At 53.6% G+C, this 22,784-nt stretch carries 22 protein-coding genes and 1 pseudogene; 12 read left to right on the top strand and 11 right to left on the bottom strand.

The window, feature by feature from the left end:
- Positions 1-369 precede the first annotated feature (369 nt).
- Together fdhD and DA718_RS29065 are read left to right on the top strand one after the other, a co-directional pair.
- Positions 370-1,122 carry a formate dehydrogenase accessory sulfurtransferase FdhD gene (gene fdhD / locus DA718_RS29070; protein ID WP_221888545.1) on the top strand — a complete coding sequence of 251 codons (753 nt, stop codon included), beginning with the start codon at positions 370-372 and terminating at the stop codon, positions 1,120-1,122.
- Between the two features lie 128 nt (positions 1,123-1,250).
- A complete protein-coding gene (locus DA718_RS29065; RefSeq protein WP_112216880.1) occupies positions 1,251-1,463 on the top strand; it encodes a YdgH/BhsA/McbA-like domain containing protein in 213 nt (70 codons plus the stop codon).
- 62 nt (positions 1,464-1,525) lie between these two features.
- Here DA718_RS29065 and DA718_RS30990 read toward each other — a convergent pair whose 3' ends face one another.
- Together DA718_RS30990 and DA718_RS29055 are read right to left on the bottom strand one after the other, a co-directional pair.
- Positions 1,526-1,753, bottom strand: a complete 228-nt coding sequence (locus DA718_RS30990; RefSeq protein ID WP_323808948.1) for a hypothetical protein — start codon at positions 1,751-1,753, stop codon at positions 1,526-1,528.
- Positions 1,735-2,715 carry an IS5-like element ISKpn26 family transposase gene (locus DA718_RS29055; RefSeq protein ID WP_016947617.1) on the bottom strand — a complete coding sequence of 327 codons (981 nt, stop codon included), beginning with the start codon at positions 2,713-2,715 and terminating at the stop codon, positions 1,735-1,737. Before DA718_RS29055 ends, DA718_RS30990 begins: the two co-directional genes overlap by 19 nt.
- Positions 2,716-2,885: 170 nt before the next feature.
- On the opposite strand from DA718_RS29055, the gene DA718_RS29045 reads away from it, so the two are divergent.
- A complete protein-coding gene (locus DA718_RS29045) occupies positions 2,886-3,323 on the top strand; it encodes a PTS sugar transporter subunit IIA (RefSeq protein WP_002954847.1) in 438 nt (145 codons plus the stop codon).
- Positions 3,320-3,904 (top strand): P-loop nucleotide/nucleoside kinase family protein, encoded by a 585-nt coding sequence (locus tag DA718_RS29040; RefSeq protein ID WP_112217387.1) that lies wholly within the window; start codon positions 3,320-3,322, stop codon positions 3,902-3,904. The genes DA718_RS29045 and DA718_RS29040 overlap by 4 nt, the downstream gene beginning before the upstream one ends.
- A 55-nt stretch (positions 3,905-3,959) precedes the next feature.
- Here the strand turns inward: DA718_RS29040 and DA718_RS29035 are convergent, their stop codons facing one another.
- Together DA718_RS29035 and DA718_RS29030 are read right to left on the bottom strand one after the other, a co-directional pair.
- The gene (locus DA718_RS29035; RefSeq protein WP_112217388.1) at positions 3,960-4,283 is read right to left on the bottom strand and encodes an AzlD domain-containing protein; all 324 of its coding nucleotides are present in this window, start codon (positions 4,281-4,283) and stop codon (positions 3,960-3,962) included.
- A pseudogene (locus DA718_RS29030) lies at positions 4,283-4,934 on the bottom strand (AzlC family ABC transporter permease). Before DA718_RS29030 ends, DA718_RS29035 begins: the two are co-directional and overlap by 1 nt.
- Positions 4,935-5,034: 100 nt before the next feature.
- Between DA718_RS29030 and DA718_RS29025 the strand changes: the two are divergent.
- From DA718_RS29025 to DA718_RS28990, 8 genes are all read left to right on the top strand, one after another.
- Positions 5,035-5,583, top strand: a complete 549-nt coding sequence (locus DA718_RS29025; RefSeq protein WP_112217389.1) for a helix-turn-helix domain-containing protein — start codon at positions 5,035-5,037, stop codon at positions 5,581-5,583.
- Positions 5,584-5,658: 75 nt separating this feature from the next.
- Complete coding sequence (locus tag DA718_RS29020) at positions 5,659-6,654, top strand: substrate-binding domain-containing protein (protein ID WP_112217390.1); 996 nt, start codon at positions 5,659-5,661, stop codon at positions 6,652-6,654.
- A gap of 114 nt (positions 6,655-6,768) precedes the next feature.
- Positions 6,769-8,892 carry an alpha-galactosidase gene (locus DA718_RS29015; RefSeq protein ID WP_112217391.1) on the top strand — a complete coding sequence of 708 codons (2,124 nt, stop codon included), beginning with the start codon at positions 6,769-6,771 and terminating at the stop codon, positions 8,890-8,892.
- A gap of 41 nt (positions 8,893-8,933) precedes the next feature.
- Positions 8,934-10,199: an MFS transporter gene (locus tag DA718_RS29010; RefSeq protein ID WP_112217393.1), complete on the top strand. Its 1,266-nt coding sequence runs from the start codon at positions 8,934-8,936 to the stop codon at positions 10,197-10,199.
- 56 nt (positions 10,200-10,255) lie between these two features.
- Positions 10,256-10,846, top strand: a complete 591-nt coding sequence (locus tag DA718_RS29005) for a maltose acetyltransferase domain-containing protein (protein WP_112217392.1) — start codon at positions 10,256-10,258, stop codon at positions 10,844-10,846.
- A gap of 233 nt (positions 10,847-11,079) precedes the next feature.
- On the top strand, positions 11,080-12,459 hold the full coding sequence (locus DA718_RS29000) for a carbohydrate porin (protein ID WP_112216316.1): 1,380 nt from the start codon (positions 11,080-11,082) through the stop codon (positions 12,457-12,459).
- Positions 12,460-12,619: 160 nt separating this feature from the next.
- Positions 12,620-14,098, top strand: a complete 1,479-nt coding sequence (locus DA718_RS28995) for a hypothetical protein (RefSeq protein ID WP_112216317.1) — start codon at positions 12,620-12,622, stop codon at positions 14,096-14,098.
- A gap of 107 nt (positions 14,099-14,205) precedes the next feature.
- Positions 14,206-15,591 carry a hypothetical protein gene (locus DA718_RS28990; protein ID WP_112216318.1) on the top strand — a complete coding sequence of 462 codons (1,386 nt, stop codon included), beginning with the start codon at positions 14,206-14,208 and terminating at the stop codon, positions 15,589-15,591.
- Between the two features lie 53 nt (positions 15,592-15,644).
- Here the strand turns inward: DA718_RS28990 and rhaM are convergent, their stop codons facing one another.
- The 7 genes from rhaM to rhaD form a co-directional block, all read right to left on the bottom strand.
- A complete protein-coding gene (rhaM, locus tag DA718_RS28985) occupies positions 15,645-15,959 on the bottom strand; it encodes an L-rhamnose mutarotase (protein WP_112216319.1) in 315 nt (104 codons plus the stop codon).
- Entirely contained in the window at positions 15,956-17,104 is a 1,149-nt protein-coding gene (gene fucO, locus DA718_RS28980) for a lactaldehyde reductase (RefSeq protein WP_112216320.1), read from the bottom strand. The genes rhaM and fucO overlap by 4 nt, the downstream gene beginning before the upstream one ends.
- 111 nt (positions 17,105-17,215) lie before the next feature.
- A complete protein-coding gene (locus tag DA718_RS28975; RefSeq protein ID WP_112216321.1) occupies positions 17,216-18,220 on the bottom strand; it encodes an ABC transporter permease in 1,005 nt (334 codons plus the stop codon).
- Positions 18,217-19,221: an ABC transporter permease gene (locus DA718_RS28970; protein ID WP_112216322.1), complete on the bottom strand. Its 1,005-nt coding sequence runs from the start codon at positions 19,219-19,221 to the stop codon at positions 18,217-18,219. The genes DA718_RS28975 and DA718_RS28970 overlap by 4 nt, the downstream gene beginning before the upstream one ends.
- Positions 19,221-20,732, bottom strand: coding sequence for a sugar ABC transporter ATP-binding protein (locus tag DA718_RS28965; protein ID WP_112216323.1), 1,512 nt, complete (start codon positions 20,730-20,732; stop codon positions 19,221-19,223). The genes DA718_RS28970 and DA718_RS28965 overlap by 1 nt, the downstream gene beginning before the upstream one ends.
- Positions 20,733-20,839: 107 nt before the next feature.
- On the bottom strand, positions 20,840-21,826 hold the full coding sequence (gene rhaS, locus DA718_RS28960; RefSeq protein WP_112216324.1) for a rhamnose ABC transporter substrate-binding protein: 987 nt from the start codon (positions 21,824-21,826) through the stop codon (positions 20,840-20,842).
- Between the two features lie 81 nt (positions 21,827-21,907).
- A complete protein-coding gene (gene rhaD / locus DA718_RS28955) occupies positions 21,908-22,738 on the bottom strand; it encodes a rhamnulose-1-phosphate aldolase (RefSeq protein ID WP_112216325.1) in 831 nt (276 codons plus the stop codon).
- Positions 22,739-22,784: the final 46 nt, after the last annotated feature.

The following is a 22,784-nucleotide window of genomic DNA, read 5'->3' as shown; positions in this document are numbered from 1 at the left end:
CCACTTTTGAGGAATTGATATTTGTCAGGTAGCCAGTGGAATAACCCTATTTAGAATATCACAATTTTTGAGAATGTTTCCGATATGTATACTGAGAGGGCGGATAATGTTGTTTTTAGCGTATTCTTGCGCAAAAAGTTGAGTTATTAAAATGTGCTGAGTGATGTATATCAATTTATATAACGCTATATGTTTTGAGTTTGTAAACATCGTTGATGACGCGCAAGTTCACTTTCGGCATCGGGTTTGCTCCTGCTCTCTATCCGTGATGAAATAACCGCGTTATTGTTATGACTTCCAGGTAAAACCATGTCTCAATCCCTTTCTCCCGTCGGCGCAGACTCGCGTCTTATTTGGTCTCGCGCCAGTATGGACGCCGCTCAGGCTGATTATCTGGCCGAAGAAGTTCCCGTCGCGCTGGTCTATAACGGCATCTCGCACGTCGTGATGATGGCGACGCCGAAGGATTTGCAGCAATTCGCCGTGGGATTTTCCTTATCCGAAGGGATTATAGAAAATCGACGTGAAATTTATGCGATGGATGTCGTACAGGCTTGCAATGGCCTGGAAGTACAAATTGAGCTGTCCAGCCGCCGTTTTATGGGATTGAAAGAGCGCCGTCGCGCACTAGCCGGGCGCACCGGATGTGGCGTATGCGGTGTTGAGCAGCTCAACGATATCGGTAAGCCGGTGCAGCCGCTGCCGTTTACCCAGACGTTTGACCTGGCGAATCTCGATCGCGCGCTGGCACATCTGAATGATTTCCAGCCGATAGGCCGCCTGACCGGCTGTACGCATGCTGCGGCCTGGGTGAGTCCTTCCGGCGACCTGTCGGGCGGCTATGAAGACGTAGGTCGCCATGTGGCGCTGGATAAACTCCTCGGACGGCGCGCGGAACTCGGGGATACCTGGCACAATGGTGCCGCGTTAGTCTCCAGCCGCGCCAGTTATGAAATGGTGCAGAAGGCGGCTATGTGTGGAGTGGAAATCCTGTTTGCGGTTTCTGCCGCTACGATGCTGGCAGTAGAAGTTGCCGAGCGCTGCAACCTGACGCTGGTGGGTTTTTGCAAGCCGGGCAGGGCGACTATCTATACTCATCCGCAGCGGTTAATTGCAGGTTGATTTTAAGTCAGTTTTTTTGAATGTTGACAACAAATCCTTCCGCTTTTTGTTTGCTGATGTGAGGGCTACTATTTATCACATCAAGGCACGGCGCCTTATTCAAACAACTAAGTTAAAGGGTTTATATTATGAAAAGCATCAAAACTTTTGTCGCAGTTATCGCTCTGGCCGCTTCTTTTGGTTCCTTCGCTGCTGAAACCGTGACCGCTACCGCTATGACTATCGACGGCGCAGAAGCGCAAATCGCCGCTCAGGCCCAGGCTGCTGGCGCATCGTCTTACAAAATTACCGAAGCATTTACCGGTAACCGCGTGCATATGACAGCGGAACTGAACAAATAAGCTTAAAGCTACTGTCGAAAGAGCGCCTCAGGGCGCTTTTTTTGTGCATAGAAAACCCCCAGCTAGGCTGCGGGCCGTAAGTAGCGAAATCTGATGCAAATGTCAGATCGTATGTGCCTGTTAGGGAAGGTGCGAATAAGCAGGTCATTTCTTCCCAAGCTGACTCGCTGATTAAAATTTCGCGGATCTGGGCCGATTTTTTTCCCGCAAACACATCGAATCAGCCTATTTAGGCTATTTTTTCCACCATTTCTGGCGTTATTTCCGGTTTTTACTGAGATCTCTCCCACTGACGTATCATTTGGTCCACCCGAAACAGGTTGGCCAGGGTGAATAACATCGCCAGTTGGTTATCGTTTTTCAGCAGCCCCTTGTATCTGGCTTTCACGAAGCCGAACTGCCGCTTGATGATGCGAAACGGGTGCTCCACCCTGGCACGGATGCTGGCTTTCATGTATTCGATGTTGATGGCCGTTTTGTTCTTGCGCGGATGCTGCTTCAAGGTTTTTACCCTGCCGGGACGCTCGGCGATCAGCCAGTCCACATCCACCTCGGCCAGCTCCTCGCGCTGTGGCGCTCCTTGGTAGCCGGCATCGGCTGAGACAAATTGCTCCTCTCCATGAAGCAGATTACCCAGCTGATTGAGGTCATGCTCGTTGGCCGCGGTGGTGACCAGGCTGTGGGTCAGGCCACTCTTGGCATCGACACCAATGTGGGCCTTCATGCCAAAGTGCCACTGATTGCCTTTCTTGGTCTGATGCATCTCCGGATCGCGTTGCTGCTCATTGTTCTTGGTAGAGCTGGGTGCCTCAATGATGGTGGCATCCACCAAAGTGCCTTGGGTCATCATGACGCCTGCTTCGGCCAGCCAGCGATTGATGGTCTTGAACAATTGACGGGCCAGTTGATGCTGCTCGAGCAGGTGGCGGAAATTCATGATGGTGGTGCGATCCGGCAGGGCGCTATCCAGGGATAATCGGGCAAACAGGCGCATGGAGGCGATTTCGTACAGGGCATCTTCCATGGCACCGTCGCTCAGGTTGTACCAATGCTGCATGCAGTGAATACGCAGCATGGTCTCCAGCGGATAGGGCCGTCGGCCATTGCCCGCCTTGGGATAAAACGGCTCGATGACAGCGGTCATATTCTGCCATGGCAGAATCTGCTCCATGCGGGAGAGGAAAATCTCTTTTCGGGTCTGACGGCGCTTAGTGCTGAATTCACTATCGGCGAAGGTGAGTTGATGGCTCATGATGTCCCTCTGGGATGCGCTCCGGATGAATATGATGATCTCATATCAGGAACTTGTTCGCACCTTCCCAAGACGCATCGACAGGAAATTGATGCGCTTTTTATTCGCATTGATGAGTTGCGTAATGTTATTCGCCGTAATATTTAGGATTAGATTCTTAGGGAGTCATCATGACGATAAAAGAATTACTTATTGAGGCCGATGCCATTCAGGTCGGCGTCACGGAGTCAGACTGGCAGAAGGTGATTCACCTGGCCGCCAGTCCGCTGGTCGCAAAAGGGTATATCTCGACAGAATACGGCCAGGCGGTGATTGATAATACCCTGCACCATGGTGCGTATTACGTTTTTGATGAAGGCGTAGCGATCCCCCATGCCAGACCTGAATGCGGCGTAAAGCGTAACTGTTTTAGCCTGGTGGTGCTGAACAAACCGATTCAGTTTGCCGATAGCGAGAAGGCGGATATTGTCATTATGTTCGGCGCGCAGGACAGCAATGCTCATATCGAGGAGGGTATCCGCGCGATTATCGCGTTGCTCGATAATAACGAAACGATGACTAAGCTGCGGGCCGCCAGCAGCCGGGAGGAGGTCGTCGCGTTGTTATGAACAGACATCTCACTCCAGACCGCAAAACGGTGATTTTAATTAACGGCATTCCCGCATCGGGTAAAAGCACCGTCACCCGGCAGCTCTCGGCAACATTTAATCTGCCGCTACTCACCATCGACGGTATTAAGGAGCCGTTTATGGCGCGCTTTACTGATATTGATCGTCATTTCAACCGGCAGTTGGGTTGTGCCGCCTATGAGGTCATATGGTCGATTGTTGGCCAGTCGTCGGCAGGCTGCGTCTGGTTAATTGACGCCTGGTTTGGTTTTCAGCCGCGTGAAATGTTGCAGCAGTTGCTGCAACAAGCGGGAGTGGAAAAGGTCCTTGAAGTCTGGAATCAGATCTCGCCAGAGCTGGCGGTGTCGCGCTACGCCAGTCGGTTGCAGGACCGTAAACCGGGGCATCCGGGCGAAGAGTATCTCCCGGAGCTGGCCCAGCTGGCGCAACGGGCGCAACCAATGCGCTTGGGACCGGTATTTACGGTAGATCAACTGCAGCTACCAGACATTGAACTCTTAAATGAGTGGATTGAAATACAGATAAGGAATGAAAACTGTAGGCCGGATAAGACGCGTTAGCGTCGCCATCCGGCGTTGGTGAGCCTGATGGCCGGATGCCGCCTGGCTATCCGGCCTAAGATATTCCTGCCATCCGCAGCAGCGCCGTTACCACGGCGGCGGCGATAATCACCACAATCAGCGGCATCTTGCGCCAGGCGAGGAACACCGCGAAGCCCACGCCCAACACCCGCGCCATCCCGGCAAAATGTTCACCCTCATAAAACGTGGTCGCTAGCGCGACGGAAAAGAGCAGCACCGTCGCCGCATCGGAAAGCAGCGCCTGAGAACGTTCGGAAAAGGCTAAACGGTTGCCGAGCTTTGCTCCACCTAAACGCATTAAATAGGTTCCCAGAGATAGCACGGCGATACCGGCAATAAATAGCGTCATATTGCCCATTATTTTTTCCTCGTCAGCAGGCCAAACAGCGACAGCAGGACCGGCAGGCCAACCGGCGCAAAAGGCACGGCGGCCAGCGATAGCGCCGCTCCGCTGCAGGCGCGGATAAGCGTAGTACGGTTTTTAAATGCCGGAACCACCAGCGCCAGCAGAATCGCCGGGAATACCGCATCGAGGCCGATGGTCTCCGGTGCCGGGAGCAGCTTACCGACGCCCGCGCCCAGGAGCGCGCCCAGCGGCCAAATCAGCGCCACGCCCAGACCGCATAGCCAGTAGGCGGCCCGGCGCTGTTCGGGTGTTTTCTGCGACAGACCAAACACCACGCTTTCGTCGTTCATGATGTGGCAACCGAGGAAGCTGGCGGCGCGCTGGCCGACCAGATCGCGTACCGTGACGCCGAAAGGAATATGGCGGGCGTTAACCAGCTGCTGCTGCCGCTAACGGGTTGCCGCCGCTGGCGACAATGCCGATAAACATAAACTCAGAGGCACCCGCTAGCACGCAAACCGAGAGGACAAAAGGCACCCAAATGGGAAAACCATAGGCGATAGCCAGCGAGCCATAGGACATGCCCACGATGCCTACCGCCAGGCAGACTAAAACAATTGCTTTGATGGTGTCGCCTTTGAGACTGGCGAAGTGTTGCTTCATACTCTTTAGCCATATCGAACGAATTTCCATTATAATGAACGCAACAGAAAAGCATTTCAAGGCGAACGAATCGTTCGCTATAAAAAACGTGGAGAGCGGTATGACTCAGCCAATTAGCCTGATAGCCAAAAGTCTGGTACGTGAACGTGCGCGCACCGGGCTTTCCCTCGCTGAAGTTGCGCGGCGAGCGGGGATTGCCAAATCGACGTTATCGCAGCTGGAATCTGGCAACGGCAATCCGAGCCTGGAAACCTTGTGGGCGCTCTGCGTGGCGCTTGATATTCCTTTTGCCCGCCTGCTGGAGCCGCAGGTCAATACGACCCAGGTGATCCGTCGCGGCGAGGGGATGAAAGTTGTCGCCGAGCAGGCAAACTATCAGGCGATCCTCCTGGCTGCATGCCCGCCGGGCGCACGGCGCGATATTTATCTCTTGTTGACCCAGCCGGGAGCGGACCGTATTTCACAGCCGCATCCGCCGGGTTCAGTGGAGCATATTATTGTCACCCAGGGGCGAGCGCGGGTTGGCCTGACGGAAGCACCGGAAGAACTGGGCGAAGGGGATTACATTTGCTATCCCGCAGACCGGGAGCACGTTTTCCAGGCACTGGAGCCGGACACCCAGGCGCTGCTGGTGGCCGAGCAGAACTAGTCACGGCGGCAAGCTGGACGCCATGGCCGTATTGCGGGACACTAGCCGCATTCTCCCGCGAAGACAGGGATACTTATGTCGTTGAAAGCCATTGCTAAAGAACTTGGGATCTCGGTCACGACCGTCAGCCGTGCGTTAAACGGCTACGACGACGTGTCGCAGGAGACGCGCGCCCGCGTGGAAGCCGAAGCGCAGCGTCGCGGATATCGCCCGAATACCTTCGCCCGACGCCTGAAGATGGGCAAAATTGACGCCGTTGGCCTCGTGTTTCCTGTGCGTCCTGCGCCGCTGAATAACAATGTCTTTCTCGATATGGTGGGTGAAATCAGCCACGAGCTGGCGCGCTATGAGATTGATTTACTACTGATTGCCGATGATGAACAAGCCGACAAGCACGGGTATATGCGGATGGTGCAGAGCCGTCGCGTTGATGCGTTAATCGTCGCCCACACCCTTGACGACGACCCGCGCCTGATTCAATTGCTCTCATCCGGTTTTCCGTTTCTGGCCCTGGGCCGCAGCCGCCTGCCGCAGCCCTATGCCTGGTTTGATTTCGACAACCAGGCCGGAACCTATCGCGCTACCCGCCACCTGATTAGCCAGGGGCATCAGCGCATCGCGTTATTGAGCGAAAATAACAATCAGGCGTTTATCACTCAGCGTCGCAACGGCTACCTGCAAGCGCTGCGCGAAGCCGGATTAGCCGAGGACTGGCTGCGCAGCGTGTCGCCAACCCGCCGCAGTGGGTTTCAGGCGACGATGGAGCTGCTGCGTTTGCCTGAACCGCCCACGGCGATCGTCACCGATTGTAATAGCCATGGTGACGGCGCGGCGATGGCCCTGGCTCAGTTGGGACGTCTTACCGGCGAAAATCGCGTTTCGCTGGTGGTTTACGACGGCTTGCCGCAGGACAGCATCATTGAAACCCCGGTCGGCGCGGTGATTCAATCTACTCGCCAGGGCGTGGGTCGCCAGATAGCCAGCATGGTTCGTCGCTTGATTGCCGGTGACGATCTCGCCTCTCTCCAGGTGCTCTGGCAGCCCGAATTTGTCCCAGGCGAAACCGCCTGATTCACTCCTTTTCAGATTAATTTCCTGAACTCGATCACGGATCCGAAACGTTTTGGTTGGCGTCCGAAACGTTTCGGATCAACAGTAAGGCATTCCTTGTTGTGGAGATGTCTGATGTCTGATTCGATTTTACGCCTGCAAAGCGCAGTGGCTGATGTGGTGATAAAAACCCATCCGTTCGCCGAAATTATCTACTGGGGGCCGCATTTAAGCCACTTTTCGCCGCAGGATGCGGTCAGTCTGGCTCGTCCGGTCGCCAATAGCCGCGTGGACGTCGATTCACCGGTGACGTTAATGGCCGAGCTGGGCCACGGTCTGTTCGGCGCGCCGGGTATTGAAGGTCATCGCCAGGGTCTGGACGCCTCGCCGATTTTTACCACCACTGATGTGGTGCAGGATGGGCAAAATTTAACGATTACCAGTGAAGATGTGCAGGCAGGCCTGCGGCTATGCAGTGAAATCCAGCTCGACAGCAGCGGCGTACTGAGCGTTCGTCATGGTTTAACTAACCTGCGCGCGCAGCCCTGGCAGGTGGACCGTCTGGCGATTACGCTGCCGGTCGCGGAGCGAGCCCGCGAAGTGATGGCCTTTCATGGCCGCTGGATCCGCGAATTCCAGCCCCATCGTCTGATTCTCGAACATGACAGCTTCGTGCTGGAAAACCGCCGCGGACGCACCTCTCATGAACATTTTCCGGCGCTGATTACCGGTAGCAAAGCCTTTAGCGAGATGCAGGGCGAAGTGTGGGGCGTTCATCTGGGCTGGAGCGGCAACCACCGTCTGCGGGCGGAGGCCAAAACCGATGGTCGCCGCTATCTGCAGGCGGAAGCCCTCTACTTGCCGGGCGAAATGGCGCTGACGGAAGGCGAAACGCTGTGGACCCCAAACCTCTACGCTAGCTACTCCGCGCAAGGGCTGAACGGCATGAGCCAGCAGTTCCATCGCTACCTGCGCGAACAGATTATTCGTTTCCCGGGCAACAAACCGCGCCCGGTGCACCTCAATACCTGGGAAGGGATCTATTTCGACCACAACCCGCAATACATCATGCGCATGGCGGATGAGGCGGCGGAGCTGGGCGTCGAGCGCTTTATCATCGACGACGGCTGGTTTAAAGGGCGCAACGACGACTGGGCGGCGCTCGGCGACTGGTATCTCGATGAGAAAAAATACCCTAACGGCCTGACCCCGGTTATCGACCACGTGAAGTCGCTGGGAATGGAATTTGGTATCTGGGTTGAGCCGGAAATGATTAGCCCGAACTCGGATTTATATCGTGCCCATCCGGATTGGGTGCTTGCGCTGCCGGGCTATACGCTGATCCCTGGGCGTCATCAGTTTGTGCTGAACCTGAATATCCCAGAAGCCTTTGACTATCTGCTAGAGCGGATGAGCTGGCTGCTGGGCGAGCACGCTGTGGATTATGTGAAGTGGGATATGAACCGCGAGCTGGTGCAGCCAGGGCATAACGGCAAAGCCGCCGCCGACGCGCAGACTCGTCAGTTCTACCGTCTGCTGGATACTCTGGTGGCCCGTTTCCCGCATATCGAATTTGAATCCTGCTCCTCCGGCGGTGGGCGTATTGACTATGAAGTGCTGAAGCGCAGCCACCGCTTCTGGGCTTCCGATAATAACGATGCGCTGGAGCGCAATACCATCCAGCGTGGCATGAGCTACTTCTTCCCGCCGGAAGTGATGGGCGCACACATCGGCAACCGCCACTGCCACGCCACCTTCCGCCAGCACAGTATCGCTTTTCGCGGCCTGACGGCGCTGTTCGGCCATATGGGCCTTGAGCTGGACCCGGTGAGCGCCGATGAACAAGAACGCGCGGGGTATCGCAAATACGCGGCGTTGCATAAGCAGTGGCGAGACTTAATCCATCACGGCGTGCAGTGGCGGGCAGATATGCCGGACGCCACGACGCTTGCGCACGGCGTGGTCAGTGAAGATAAGAGCCAGGCAATTTTCCTCGTCAGCCAGCTGGCGATGCCGGACTACACCCTGATGGCGCCGCTGCGCGTGGCGGGACTGGACGCGGGCGCGAGCTATCAGGTGACGCTGCTCGATCATCCGAATATTCAAATTACAGGAGAGGGCGGCCATACGATGCGTAAGCTGCCGGAATGGATGATGACGCCACAGACCGTAAGCGGCGAGTGGTTACAACAGGCGGGACTGGCGCTGCCAATCCTTGACCCGGAAAGCGCCATTTTGATTGGCCTGCAACGCGTGTGATGGTGACGGGCCGCGCGTCGGCCCTTTTTGAGGAAAACACAATGAACCCGACCGTCTGTACCCATAAAAACAACCCCAATTTCTGGATTTTCGGGCTGTTCTTCTTTCTCTACTTTTTCATTATGGCCACCTGCTTTCCGTTTTTGCCGATCTGGCTATCGGATGTCATCGGCCTGAATAAAACCGAGACCGGTATCGTTTTCTCCAGCCTGTCGCTGTTCGCTATCTGCTTTCAGCCCATCCTGGGCGTGATTTCCGATAAGCTCGGGCTGAAAAAGCACCTGATGTGGATAGTGACCGTGCTGTTGGTGCTGATTGCACCCTTTTTCCTCTACGTTTTTGCGCCGCTGTTGAAAACCAATATCTGGCTCGGCGCGCTCAGCGGTGGGGCTTATATTGGCTTTGTTTTCTCCGCCGGTGCCGGGGCGATGGAAGCCTATATTGAACGCGTGAGCCGCAATAGCGGGTTTGAGTACGGCAAGGCGCGTACCTTTGGCTGCCTCGGCTGGGCGCTGTGCGCAACCACGGCGGGGATGTTGTTCAGCGTAAACCCTGAGTGGGTATTCTGGATGGGATCGGCCGCCGCGCTGGTGTTGGTCGTGCTGGTGGCTATCGCTAAACCGCAGGCCAGTCAGAGCGCCCAGGTGATGGATTCTTTGGGCGCGAATCGCCCTGCGGTGGATTTAAAAACCGCCGTGAGCATGTTCCGTCAGCGCAAAATGTGGATGTTTATCCTGTATGTGATTGGCGTAGCCTGTGTGTATGACGTCTTCGATCAGCAGTTTGCCACTTTCTTTAAATCCTTCTTTGCCACTCCAGAGTCAGGCACCCGGGCCTTTGGTTTTGCGACCACCGCCGGGGAAATATGCAACGCGATTATTATGTTCAGCTCACCGTGGATTATTAACCGCATCGGGGCGAAGAACACGCTACTGATTGCCGGGATGGTGATGGCGGCAAGGATGATTGGTTCATCGTTTGCCACCACGGCTGCGGAAGTGGTGGCCCTGAAAATGCTCCACGCGCTGGAAGTCCCGTTCCTGCTGGTGGGCGCATTTAAATATATTACCGGCGTGTTTGATGTCCGGCTGTCGGCGACGATTTACCTGGTCGGTTTCCAGTTCTCCAAACAGGTTGCAGCGATTTTCCTTTCTGCTTTTGCCGGGAATATGTATGACCGGATCGGTTTCCAGGATACCTATATGATCCTCGGCGGAATTGCCCTGGCCGTCACGCTAATCTCCGCCTTTACCTTGTCGGGTAAATCAAAGTCTGAAGCTGTGAATAAAAACGCAATGACGGTTTGAAAACCGGAGTGATAATTCACACGGATGTGTTGAATACGTGAGGAATAGTTTTCATTATGGATATGAAAAAAAGAATGAACAGCGGGGAGCTATACCTTGATTCTGGGTATGGTTTGCCGGAACAACGACTGATGGGCAAAGCGCGGGCCTATGAATATAATCACTCGCATCCTTTTAATCAGGAATTAAGAAAAGATATTATTAAGCGAATGTTTGCGAGCGTAGGTAAAGAGTGCTGGATAGAACCACCGATTAATGTTGCCTACGGAACTCACACCACTATTGGCGATAACTTTTACGCTAATTTCAATCTGACGTTGGTTGATGATGCTGAGATTATTATTGGCAATAATGTCATGTTTGCGCCAAACGTAACAATTTCTACTGCGGGCCATCCAGTGCATCCGGACTTGCGCCATACGCAGCAGCAGTTCTCGAAACCGGTGATTATCGAAGATGGCGTCTGGCTGGGCACCGGGGTGATTATCAACCCAGGCGTCACCATCGGCAAAAACTCGGTGATTGGCGCCGGCAGCGTGGTTAATCGCTCAATACCGGCAAACGTGATCGCCGTCGGGATACCTTGCCGGGTATTAAGAGATATTACCGATGAGGATAAAAATAAATATCAGCTATTTGCGGGGTGATAATATATCAAATAATAATTTAAATTATCCGTCTTATATTCCCTAAATAATTCGAGTTGCTTAAAGGCGGCAAGGGAGGGAGTCCCCAGGAGCATAGATAACTATGTGACTGGGGCGAGTGAGCGTAGCCAACACATAAGCAACTTGAAGTATGACGGGTATATAAATAATTAGAAATAAGCACAGGTGAGTTTTCCACTCACCTGACCCCCTTTTACCTCCGGAATATAAAAATGAATAAAAAAATATTATCGATAGCGATTGGTTTATGTTTGATAGCAGGTTCGGCAGTGGCTAAAAATAATCATCTGACCCTGGAGCAAAGAATGGAACAGCTTGAAGCGCGGTTGGCTGTTGCTGAAAATCGGGCGACGGTGGCGGAAAGCCTGGTGCGAGAATTACAGGATAAACAGAATGCCTCTATGCAGGTCGCACAAAATACGGTGCCGGTAAAAAGCCAGGCCCCTGTGGCGGAGAGTAAAAAGAATATTTCGGCTCCTGAGCTTAAATTATCCGGGTATGGCGACCTGAAAATTTATGGTGATGTTGAATTTAATATGGATGCAGAAAGTAAACATGGCCTGCTGGCGATGACCAACGCCGATGTCGGCAGCGATCCGACCTACGACAACTGGGATTTAAATGGCCGCATTCTGCTGGGTTTTGACGGCATCCGTAAGATGGACAAGGGCTATTTTGCCGGATTCTCCATTCAACCTCTGGCGGATATGACCGGCTCAATGAACCTTGATGATGCCGCATTCTTCTTTGGCCGGGAGAACGACTGGAAGGTTAAAGTGGGACGCTTTGAAGCTTACGATATGTTCCCGCTAAATCAGGACACTTTTGTTGAGCACTCGGGGAATACCGCCAACGACCTGTACAGCGACGGCCATGGCTACATCTATATGATGAAAGAGGGGCGTGGTCGCTCTGACGCAGGCGGCAACTTCCTGCTGAGTAAGCAGATAGATAATTGGTATTTTGAGCTTAACACTCTGCTGGAGGACGGCACTTCGTTGTATGACGACGGCGGCTACCACGGTCGCGACATGGAGCAGAAAAAGAACGTTGCGTACCTGCGCCCTGTCGTGTCGTGGGCGAAGAATGAATTCTCCGTTGCGGCGGCAATGGAAGCCAACGTGGTGCAGAATGCCTACGGTTATCACGATGCTCAGGGTAACTTTGTCGATCAGTCCGACCGCACCGGCTATGGCCTGACCATGACCTGGAACGGCCTGAAAAGCGACCCGGAGGACGGTGTGGTGGTAAACCTGAATACCGCTTATATGGATGCCAGCAACGAGAAGGATTTTACCGCCGGGGTGAACGCGCTGTGGCAACGCTTTGAGCTGGGGTATATCTACGCGCATAACAAAATCAGTGATTATGCCGGGGTGATTTGCGATAACGACTGCTGGATTAAAGATGAAGGTACCTACAATATTCATACCTTCCATGCCTCATATCAAATCCCGAACGTGATGAATATGCAGAACTTTAATATTTATCTCGGTGCTTATTACTCTATTTTGGATAGTGACAATAAGCTGAGTCAGGGCGATGACGACGACCGCTACGGCGCGCGGTTGCGATTTAAATATCATTTCTAACCATTAATCTTCTTTATGTGAAGGCGATTTTCATTTGTTTTTTATATTTTAAATAAAATTCAAATGCAATGAAGGTTAAATAAATCGACCATATGCCTTATCCTTAATGAAAATGGGGTCCTGGATGCAGGGACTTGCGTTAAGTATAAGGATGAGGTGTATGAGAAAGGATACTTTGTATAAAGCGATGATTGCTTTGTCTGTGCTGTCATTAGTAGGATGCGGCAGAGTGGCAAGCAGGAATATCACAAATGCTGACAAGCTTATTGATTCAGCCAAAGATAACGTGATGCGCAATACAATGGAAGGTTATGATGAAGCATATAATGTTCTCACCCAAGGTATCTGTGCATGGGATGGAGATTCCTGGTATGCTAAACAGAATCTAAGCGCATTAAAAGAATATTATCCCAGGGCTTATGCTCAGGCTTTGCAATTCGCTAAAAATAATGTAAATAAAGCTCATTTGCGTGATGAAATTATTGCTGCCAATATGGGACTACGCCACGTCGATTTATTGTGGTCGGGTACCCAGTTTGGTCCCACCGATTATGGCTGTATGGGCAAGCTTAATACTAAGTCGAGGCTGGCGATCGCTGTCTTAGCAAAAGAACTAAACTTAACGTCTCAGGAAAGAAAATCCATTAACGAAAAACTGGCTAACGCATATTACGCCGCTAGCCATGAAGTTAAGGGAAAGACAGAAGCTGAACGTCATTTTAATAACCTTGCTTATTTAATGCAGGCTTATGCGCTCGATCAAAAAGATATTGATGGGCTAGTGTCTCCTGGTTTACAGAAAGAAATTGCCGAAGCTTATAAACAAGCGGTAGTGTCTGTAGTTGTTCGCAGCACGAAAGATATCAGCTATCAGGGGAAAATGGTTGGTCGTAAATCGATAATCCCAGGAATGTTTCAGCGCTCAGCGTCAGGAAGCTCAGACAGCCCTGCAAAGCTTCCTGAACTGACATCCTTATTAAATGAACCGCAGCAGTTTATACGTGATTCGGATGGCTCGGTTATGCCTCGTCCTTTATTGAAGTTTGTGAGCAAACCGACGGCAAGCGGTTTGAACTATTATTTTGATTTGGCAATTAATAGTGCAAAAACCGATGATGAAGTGAGTAATTCGGGTTATACCACTGACTCTGATGTTGGTTCAGTTGACTGTGGTATGGAAGAAAACCCCAACTATGATTCGTCTCGTGATGATGACAGAAAAGACAGAAAAGACAGAAAAGATAAGATAAAGATAGAGAAAAATCGCAATCGTAAGAATAAGGGTGAATATAAACATGATCGTGAGCCGCGATATATAAAGACCTGTATTGATAGTCGGCAAACGATAACCACGAAAACCGAATTCACGTATTTGTATAAAAACACACGCATCGACTATAGCTATAATTTACAGGATAACAATCACCGCAGTATTTTAGCCAGCAATGGACTTACCTCTAAAGCCTCAGAAGGTGAAAAAATTATTACAGTTGATGGCGTGGAAAATAGCCGTGAAGGAAATAAAGAGTACGATCCAATCGATCTTACTTTGTCGATAGCCAGCAATGATCTGATTAATATTGTCGCCAGGGCGATGTGCCATGAATTGACCAGTGATGCGAAAAAATGCAAAAAATAATCTCCTTTGATTCATTTATTCTACCATTGTGTCGAACGGTACGATATACGTTACCCTCCATTTTATTCTTTGGCTGTTCATGCTTGTTGGTCGGCTGTGGCAGTAGCATGCCGCAGCCAATGAAGGTCGATCAGCGGCTGGCGACTATTGATGCGGATCTGTCTAAAAACACGGCTGAGGGGTACGACAAAGCTTATTATTCCTTCATTCACGGGTTTGATGATTGGGGGATGAGGGTGACTGGCTTGCAGATAGTAGGCCGGAATAATCGAGAGAGTAAAGAGCTTAAGCAGCTAAAAGAGGTTTATCCCCAGGCTTTTGGCAAGGCGTTGGAATTTGCCCGAAAACGGGTTGAACAAGCAAAAACAACAGAGGAAAAAATGCTCGCCAACTTGTATTTGCTTCATACGAATACAATGTGGACCAAGTATACAGATATGAAATACGCATTGCTTTCGCCGAAGGCAAATGCCAGGGTTGTTTCGGTAACGCGTAGCCAGCGTTTGCCTGAACAATCCGTAAAGCAGGCTAAAGAGAAGTTGGGCGAGATTTTTTATGCGAAAAGTAAAGTCCCTGTGGAGTTTAGTAAAAATGATGATGCTATTAAGCGTTACCATGAATTTGTTTGGTTATATCTGACCTGGTTGTACGACCAGCCTGATATCAATGGCGCTTTATCACCATCCTTGAAGGCTGATTTACTGAAAGCCTATAACAGGACGGTGGTGAACGTTGTCGTGCGTAATAAAAAAGATTTTCGCCATGATGGCGTAATGGTGAATAGTGCTTATATTATCCCTGCTATTTTAAAAAACTCTTTACAGGGGGAAGGAAAGCCTAAATATATCCTGCCTTTCGAGCAATTGCTCCAAACGGACCCGGACTTGATTAGCTATAAAACAGGATCTGTGCGCCGCATGATTCTTATGGATTATACAAGCAGGCCCTCCCCGACGGGAATTAATTACTTTCTTGATATTAGTATTGCGCAGGTTTTGGCCGGTGATAAAGAGAGTCACGATCGTTCAACGAATGTTTATTCAGTGGGTACAGTAGATTGTGAGTGGGTGGCGAATGAAGACTATCACGATGACGGTGATCGTCGGCATAAGAAACGGCATAAAAAATCTAAAGACCGTGATGATAATCCGCGCTATGTGAAAACATGTGTGGATAACCGGGGGACGGCGAAAGAAAGTATTAACGTGGTCAGTAATTTTAAAAGTACTGACGTTAAATATTCCTGGCAGATTAAAAATGCACAGGGGAAGGTTGAGAAAGAAAACGCAGATGGTTACCAGTCTTCCCGGAGTGAGGGTTCAAAAACGAAATATGTGGAAGGGAGTAAAGTGGGAAGCCAGTATGGTGATAATAGCGATCCGACTAACGATGCCATCAGTCAGGTAAGCAAGGATATTATGGAACATACTGAGGATCTGATTTGTACGGTAAAAGGTAAAAATGCCTGTATCGATTTTACCAGGAAGAAATAGAAAGGCATGAGTGGTGATATTCAGGCCCGCTTGTCGGGCCTGAATTGCTGGGTTTACTCCAGATAAAACACCTCTTTGAGCTCCGCGCTCACCGGGCTGTTATCCGGGTTTGCTGGCATAACATCACACATATACTTCCACCAGCGCTGACACACTTCGGTACTGGCGACGGCGTTCCAACGTTCTTCCGATTCAATCTCCACCGTGGCGAACAGCAGGTTGCGCTCTTTATCGAGGTAAATTGCGTAGTGGTGCGCGCCGTGGGCCTTCAGCACCGCTTCCAATTCCGGCCAGATTGGCGTGTGGCGGTGCTGATACTCTTCATGTGCTTCAGGGTTTACCTGCATCACGAAAGCTTTGCGGATCATAATGCCTCCAGATACAGTTCGCGAACTTCGTCACGGGTGGCGGTGCGCGGGTTGCACGGCGCACACGGGTCGGCCAGCGCCTTGTCCAGCCAGCCTTCGATGTCCTCTTTGCTGACGCCAAGCTGGCTGAAGCCCTGCGGAATACCGACGCGCTTGCTCAGGGCGCGGATGGCGTTGATCGCCTCCATGCTGGCGGCTTCATCGCTCATGCCACGGGTCTCGACGCCCATCGCCTGCGCCACGCGAGCAAAGCGCGCGACGGCGTTCGGGCGGTTAAAGTTTTCGATGATCGGCAGCAGGATGGCGTTGCACACGCCGTGCGGCAGGTTGTGGGTAGCGCCCGGCTGATGAGCCAGCGCATGCACCAGGCCAAGACCGGCGCTGTTAAACGCCATGCCCGCCAGATATTGGCCAAACGCCATCTGCTCACGGGCTTCGAGGTTATGTCCGTCGTCCACGGCTTTCGGCAACCACAGGTTGATCAGGCGAATCGCTTCCAGGGCGTTGGCGTCGGTCAGCGGGTGCGCGCCCACGGAAACGAAGGCTTCAATGGCGTGAGTCAGCGCATCCATGCCGGTGGCGGCGGTGATGGAGGCCGGAATGTCCAGCATCACGCTGGCGTCATCAACGGCGATATCCGGGATGATATTCGGGTCGATAATCACTTCTTTAACCTGACGTTCTGCGTCGATGATCACCGCGTTGCTGGTCATCTCCGCCGCCGTTCCGGCAGTGGTGTTGATTGCTACCAGCGGCACGCCGGCGTTTTTTACCTTGCCGACGCCGGAGTAGGCGGTCGAAGGTCCTGGGTTAGCGGTGAGGATTTTCACCGCTTTGGCGGTATCAATTGGGCTGCCGCCGCCAAAGGCGATAATAAAGTCGCAGTTTGCTTCCTGATACGCCGCGTAGCCTTTTTGCACCAGCGCTTCGGTCGGGTTGGGGAACACCTCGTCAAACAGATGATATGACATCTGCTGGGCGTCCAGCGTGGCGAACAGGCTGTCGAGCAGGCCCATTTTGACCAGATGACCGTCGGTGACGATCAGCGCCTTGCCCCACTGTTTGCCCGCCACCAGCTTGACCATATCGCCGATTGCGCCCGCGCCGTGAAGGCTGATTTTAGGAAGTGCCAACATAAAACTCATGATAATTCTCCTTGATATCTATTTTGTGAAATCCGTTTCCCCTCACCCCGGCCCATTTCGTAGCCCGGACAGGTGCGTAGCACCGCCTCCGGGATTGAGGGTGAGGGGAAATTAAATTCGTCTTCGCTGCATCATCCGCCGGGTAATAATCGGCAGCGAGATAACCACAATCAGCATCGCGCCAATGATGATCGACATCACGATGCCCGGCACGTTGAGCAGGCTCAGCCCGAAGGTCACCAGCCCCATCAGGAAGGCGGCGATAATCACCCCCACCATGCTGCCGGAACCGCCGAGAATATTGACGCCGCCGAGCACCGCCATGGTGACCACAGCCAGCTCCCAACCCATCGCCAGCGTCGGGCGCGTACTGCCGAGCCTTGAGGTCAGCAGGACCGCTGCCAGTCCGGCCATCAACCCAACCAGCGCGAACAGCATCAGGTTGTGGCGTTTAACGTTGATCCCGGAGAACCAGGCCCCGGTTGGGTTATTGCCGATGGCGTAGGTCCGGCGGCCAAAGTTGGTTTTATGCAGCAGGAAGGTAAAAGCGGCGGCGAGGAGGATAAACAGCGCGAACTCGAAAGAGAGCGCCCCCCACACGTAGCCCTGACCGAACCAGGCGAAGCTATCCGGATAGTGATTGAGCGCCTTATCGCCCAGCAGGATGTAGGTCATTCCGCGATACAGGCTCATGGTGCCGATGGTGATCACAATCGATGACAGGTTAAAGCGTGTCACCAGAATGCCGTTGAACAGGCCGCACAACAGCCCCACGCCCAGCCCGATGACCACCAGCAGCGGCGTGTCCATGCCCGCCGCCGCGCAGAAGCCCATCACCGTTGAACTCAGCGCCATCGTTGACGCCACCGAAAGGTCAATTTCGCGGGCGATAATCAGCATCGCCATTGGCAGCACGATGATCGCTTTCTCGGTGAAGTTAAACGTGGCGTCCGACAGGTTCCAGATATTAAGGAAATAAGGGGAAGCCAGGGCGTTGCCGATAAAGACCGCCAGAGTGACCGCTAGCAGAAATCCTTCCCAGCACAGCAGGCGCCGCAGAGGCGACGGCGCGACCGGCGGACTTTTCATCTCTTCAGACATCATCATTTTGCTCATGATTTCACCGCCTGTTTTTGCCGGGCTAACGCCGCATTGCGCAGGATTAACCGCCCGTGCCCTTTATTGCCGCGCTCGTTAAGCAGCACCGCAATCACGATAACCGCGCCGGAAATCGCCATTTGCCAGAACGGCGAAATGCCGATCACCGGCAGCGCGTTATTGATAACGCCGAGGAATAAGGCACCGCACAGGCAGCCGAGCACCCGTCCAGTTCCGCCCATGGTGCTGATGCCGCCGATGACGCAGGCGGCGACCACCTGCAGTTCAAAACCGTTGGCGACATCGACGTAGGCGACGGCAAAGCGTGAAATCCACAGATAACCGCAGAACCCGGCCAGCGCGCCGGAGAGGCAGAAGCTGACGAACTGCATTTTCCCGGCGTTAATGCCGGTGTAGTACGCCGCCGTGGCGTTGCCGCCCGCGGTATACAAGGCCCTGCCTGTGCGGCTGTAGCGTAAGAAATAGCCCACCAGCAATAGCGCGGCGATAGCGCACCAGCTCAGCAGCGGCAGGCCCAACAACGAGGCGCGCGGCAGGCCGAGAAAGTCAGCGCTCATCTGGTGCGAGTTAATCCAGCCGCCGTTGGAAAGCAGAAAAATAATCCCGCGATAAATGCTCATGGTACCGAGCGTGACCACGATAGCCGGGATGCCGAGCCGCCAGACCAGCAGGCCGTTAATCATCCCCATTATCAGGCCAAGCAGGGTTGCCAGCGCCAGCAGCGCCACCACGGGAATCCCTGGATAGTGGGCGTTAAGCAGGGCGACGATCATTCCAGTGAGTGCCAGATTGGCAGCCATCGACAGATCGATGCCCTTGGTGAGCAGCACCATCATCTGACCGAGGGCGAGGATTATCAGAATGGCGGTGTCGTTAAACATCTCCACCAGATTACCCGGCGAGACGAACGACGGTGCCCGGCTGCCGATAGCACCGATCATCAAAATGATCACCGCCGCCAGCAGCGCTTCACGATGTTTAAGCAGTTTTTTGCCCATTACGCGGCCTCCTGACTGACGCCGCTGGCGGCGCTGACGATGGTTTCCGCCGTCGCCTCGCCGGCCTGATACTCGGCGACCATCAGCCCTTCGTGCATCACGATAATCCGGTCAGCCATACCCATGACTTCCGGCAGCTCCGAAGAGACCATGATCACTGCCAGCCCCTGACTGACCAGCTCGGACATAAACTGATGCACCGCTGCTTTGGAGCCGATATCGATACCTTTGGTCGGCTCGTCGAGGATAATCACTTCCGGATGGGTCGCCAGCCATTTGCCGATCACCACTTTCTGCTGGTTGCCGCCGGAGAGGGTCTCTACCGCCTGTCGCCAGCTAAAGGCTTTGACCTGCAGGCGCGAAGCGTACTCATCCGCCAGCCGCCATTCGCGGGCGTCGTTCAGCACGCCGTTAGGGTTGAGTTTGCTGAGCTGCGGCAGGCTAATGTTCTGAGCGATCGGCAGGGCGATGATCGCCCCCTGTTTCTGTCGCTCTTCCGGCACGCAGACGATACCGGCGTTGATGGCGTCGGCAGGCTGGCGAAAACGCATCGCTTTGCCCTTCAGCACGATCTCGCCGGAAGAGGGATGCGATACACCGGAAAGTGCCTGCATCAGCTCGGTACGTCCGGCGCCCACCAGGCCGTAAAAGCCGAGAATTTCCCCTTTGCGCAGGCTGAAATTGATATGAGCAAATTCGGTAGGGTGGCAGAGGTCTTTCACCTCCAGCACCGTTTCCCCTGGGGTATAGTCGACTTTCGGGTAGGTTTGCGTAATCGCGCGACCGACCATCATCGCCACCATCCGCTCTTCGGTGATGTCGTTAATCGCCCCGGAGCTGACGTACACGCCATCGCGCAGAATGGTGTAGTAGTCCGCCAGCTCGAAAATCTCATCGAACTTGTGCGAGATAAACAGAATCGCTTTTCCGTCCTGCTTCAGGCGCTCAACAATTTGATAAAACTCCAGAATTTCATGTTGCGAGAGCGCCGCGGTCGGTTCATCGAGGATCACCACCTGGGCTTCAAAGGAGAGTGCCCGGGCAATGGCCACCATATGGCGCTGGGCGATGCTGAGGGTTTTCAGCGTCGCGCGCGGGTCAATCTGTACCTCAAGGCGGTTGAGAATTTCGCTAGCTTTGCGGTGCATCGCAGGCCAGTCGAGTTTTTTCAGCAGGCCGGTATGCAGATACTGACCGACGAAAATATTTTCAGTGACCGATAGCTCATCAAATAGCACGGTTTCCTGATGAATGGCGGTGATCCCCACCTTGTGCGCCGACTCGGGGTTCGGCAGCTGGATAGGGATCGCTTTATAGAGAATTTCGCCCTCTTCGGGCTGATAAATACCGGTCATCACTTTGACCAGCGTGGATTTGCCTGCGCCGTTTTCACCGATTAGGGCGGTCACTTTGCCGGGCCAGAGATCGAGCTGCACGTTCTCAAGGGCGCGCACACCGGGAAAAACCTTAGTGATGCCCTTCAGCGACAGCAGTGGGGTGGATGCTGACATGATAGTTCTCCGTAAAATCGCCCCTCACCCTAACCCTCTCCCCAAGGGGGCGAGGGAATGGTTAGCGCCCCTCCCTTTGGGAGAGGGCCGGGGTGAGGGAGCAGGGATTAGAAAATCTTCGAGAACTTATCGATGTTGCCGGCATCGTAGACGAACGGTTCGGCCATCGCGCCGTTACCGTCGGCATCCAGATTCACTTTGCCCAGCCTGCCCATATTGGCTTCGGTTTTGGTCGCCGTGCCTTTGACTAAATCATCCGCCAGGTAAGTGGCGGCGTAGCCGAGGTCAATCGGGTTCCAGATGGCGAAGCTTTTGCTGGCGCCGGACTTAATCGCCCCGGCCATTTCCGACGGCAGCCCCAGCCCGGTCACGTACACCTTGCCGATTTTGCCCTGGTCCTTCACCGCCTGTGCGGCGGCAACGATCCCCACAGATGAAGGCGAGACGATCACTTTCAGGTCCGGATATGACTTCAGCAGGCCCACCGCTTCGCGATAGCTTTTATCGGACAGATCGTCACCGTAGGCGACGGTCACCAGATTGACGGACGGGTACTGCGGCAGCACCTTTTTCATCTCCGCAATCCAGATGTTCTGGTTAGTAGAGGTGGGCGTGGCGCTTAAAATCGCCACATCGCCTTTTTCAACGTTCAGTGCTTTCAGCGCATCGGCGGCGAGCTTGACGTTGGTTTCGCCAATCAAGGCGTTGTTGGACGGATTCAGGTGGATCTGGCGGCCCGCAGGCGCGACGCCGGAGTCCCAGGAGACCACTTTAATGCCGCGCTGCATCGCTTTTTTCAGCACCGGCACCACGGCGTCGGGATCGTTAGCAGAAATCGCGATCGCATCCACCCCCTGGGCGATCAATCCATTCAGCACTTCGATCTGCGCTTCGGCCGTGGTGGTGGTCGGGCCGGTATAGATAACTTTTACATCGCCTAACTCTTTGGCCGCCTCCTGCGCGCCGACGTTCGCTGCTTCGAAGAATCCATTTCCCAATGATTTTGCCACGAGGGCAATTTTAACTTCAGCTAAAGCGGAACCGGACAACGCCATGGCGGCAACGGTGAGGATCAAGCTTGTCTTTATTTTCATTGCTTTTACTCCACATGAGTCAGTTTTGTAGGGTTTGCAGGTGATGTTTCGCCCCGTCTCGGTGAGCGGGGCGCGATGTTGTTATTGATAAAGGTCTAACGCGGACTGCATTGGTTGAACATTGAAGCGTTTGCCAAGGGCGACCAGCTCTTCACGGGTGATGGTTTGTTTCATACCGCCCATTGAATAGACTTTCACCAGCACTTCGGCAGATTTCTCGGCGGTGTCGATCAGGCCGAAGGTTTCGTCCAGATTAGGGCCACTGCCGAAGACGCCGTGGAACGGCCATAGCACCAGCGAGTGTTGCTGCATGGCCTCGGCGGTGGCCTGGCCGATTTCGTCAGTGCCCGGCACCATCCACGGTAAAATGCCGACGCCGTCCGGGAATACCACCAGGCATTCGGTGCTGCCTTCCCACAGTTTGCGGGTGAACAGATCGCTGTTGTTTTCCAGCACGTAGGTCAGGGCGATCAGGTTGGTGGCATGGCAATGCATGATCACCCGATCTTTGCCGTTGGTTAGCTTGATGCGCTCGCTGTGCGACAGGAAGTGCGCTGGCAGCTCGGAGGTCGGTACCGCATCGTGAGTCAGGCCCCACAGAATATGGTATCCCGCGCCGTCGCTGTCGACTTTTACTGCGCCGAGGTTAGCGGCCGGGTCGAGCTGGACGTTGCGGAAGAATTTGCCGGAACCGGTCACGATAAACGGCTGGTTAGCCAGCGTCGGCATCGGCTGGCTCAGGGCGATATAGCGCGGTTTAGCGTGGAAATCCGCTGCATAAGGTTCGATATCCGCTTCATCGAGGCGCAGCGTCAGATTGCCGCCGTTGCGCTCGTCCCAGCCTTTCAGCCAGGCGTCGGAAGTGGCTTTAATCATGCCCTGGACGAACCAGGAGTCAGTAATGGTCTGCATAGTCTTGTGTTTCCTGTTAATTCGGTGCGGGGTTAGCCCCTCACCG

The sequence above is a fragment of the Klebsiella huaxiensis genome (assembly GCF_003261575.2).
Taxonomy (GTDB): domain Bacteria; phylum Pseudomonadota; class Gammaproteobacteria; order Enterobacterales; family Enterobacteriaceae; genus Klebsiella; species Klebsiella huaxiensis.
Note: the sequence above shows the minus strand (reverse complement) of the source record. Positions and strands in the feature narration are given on the sequence as shown.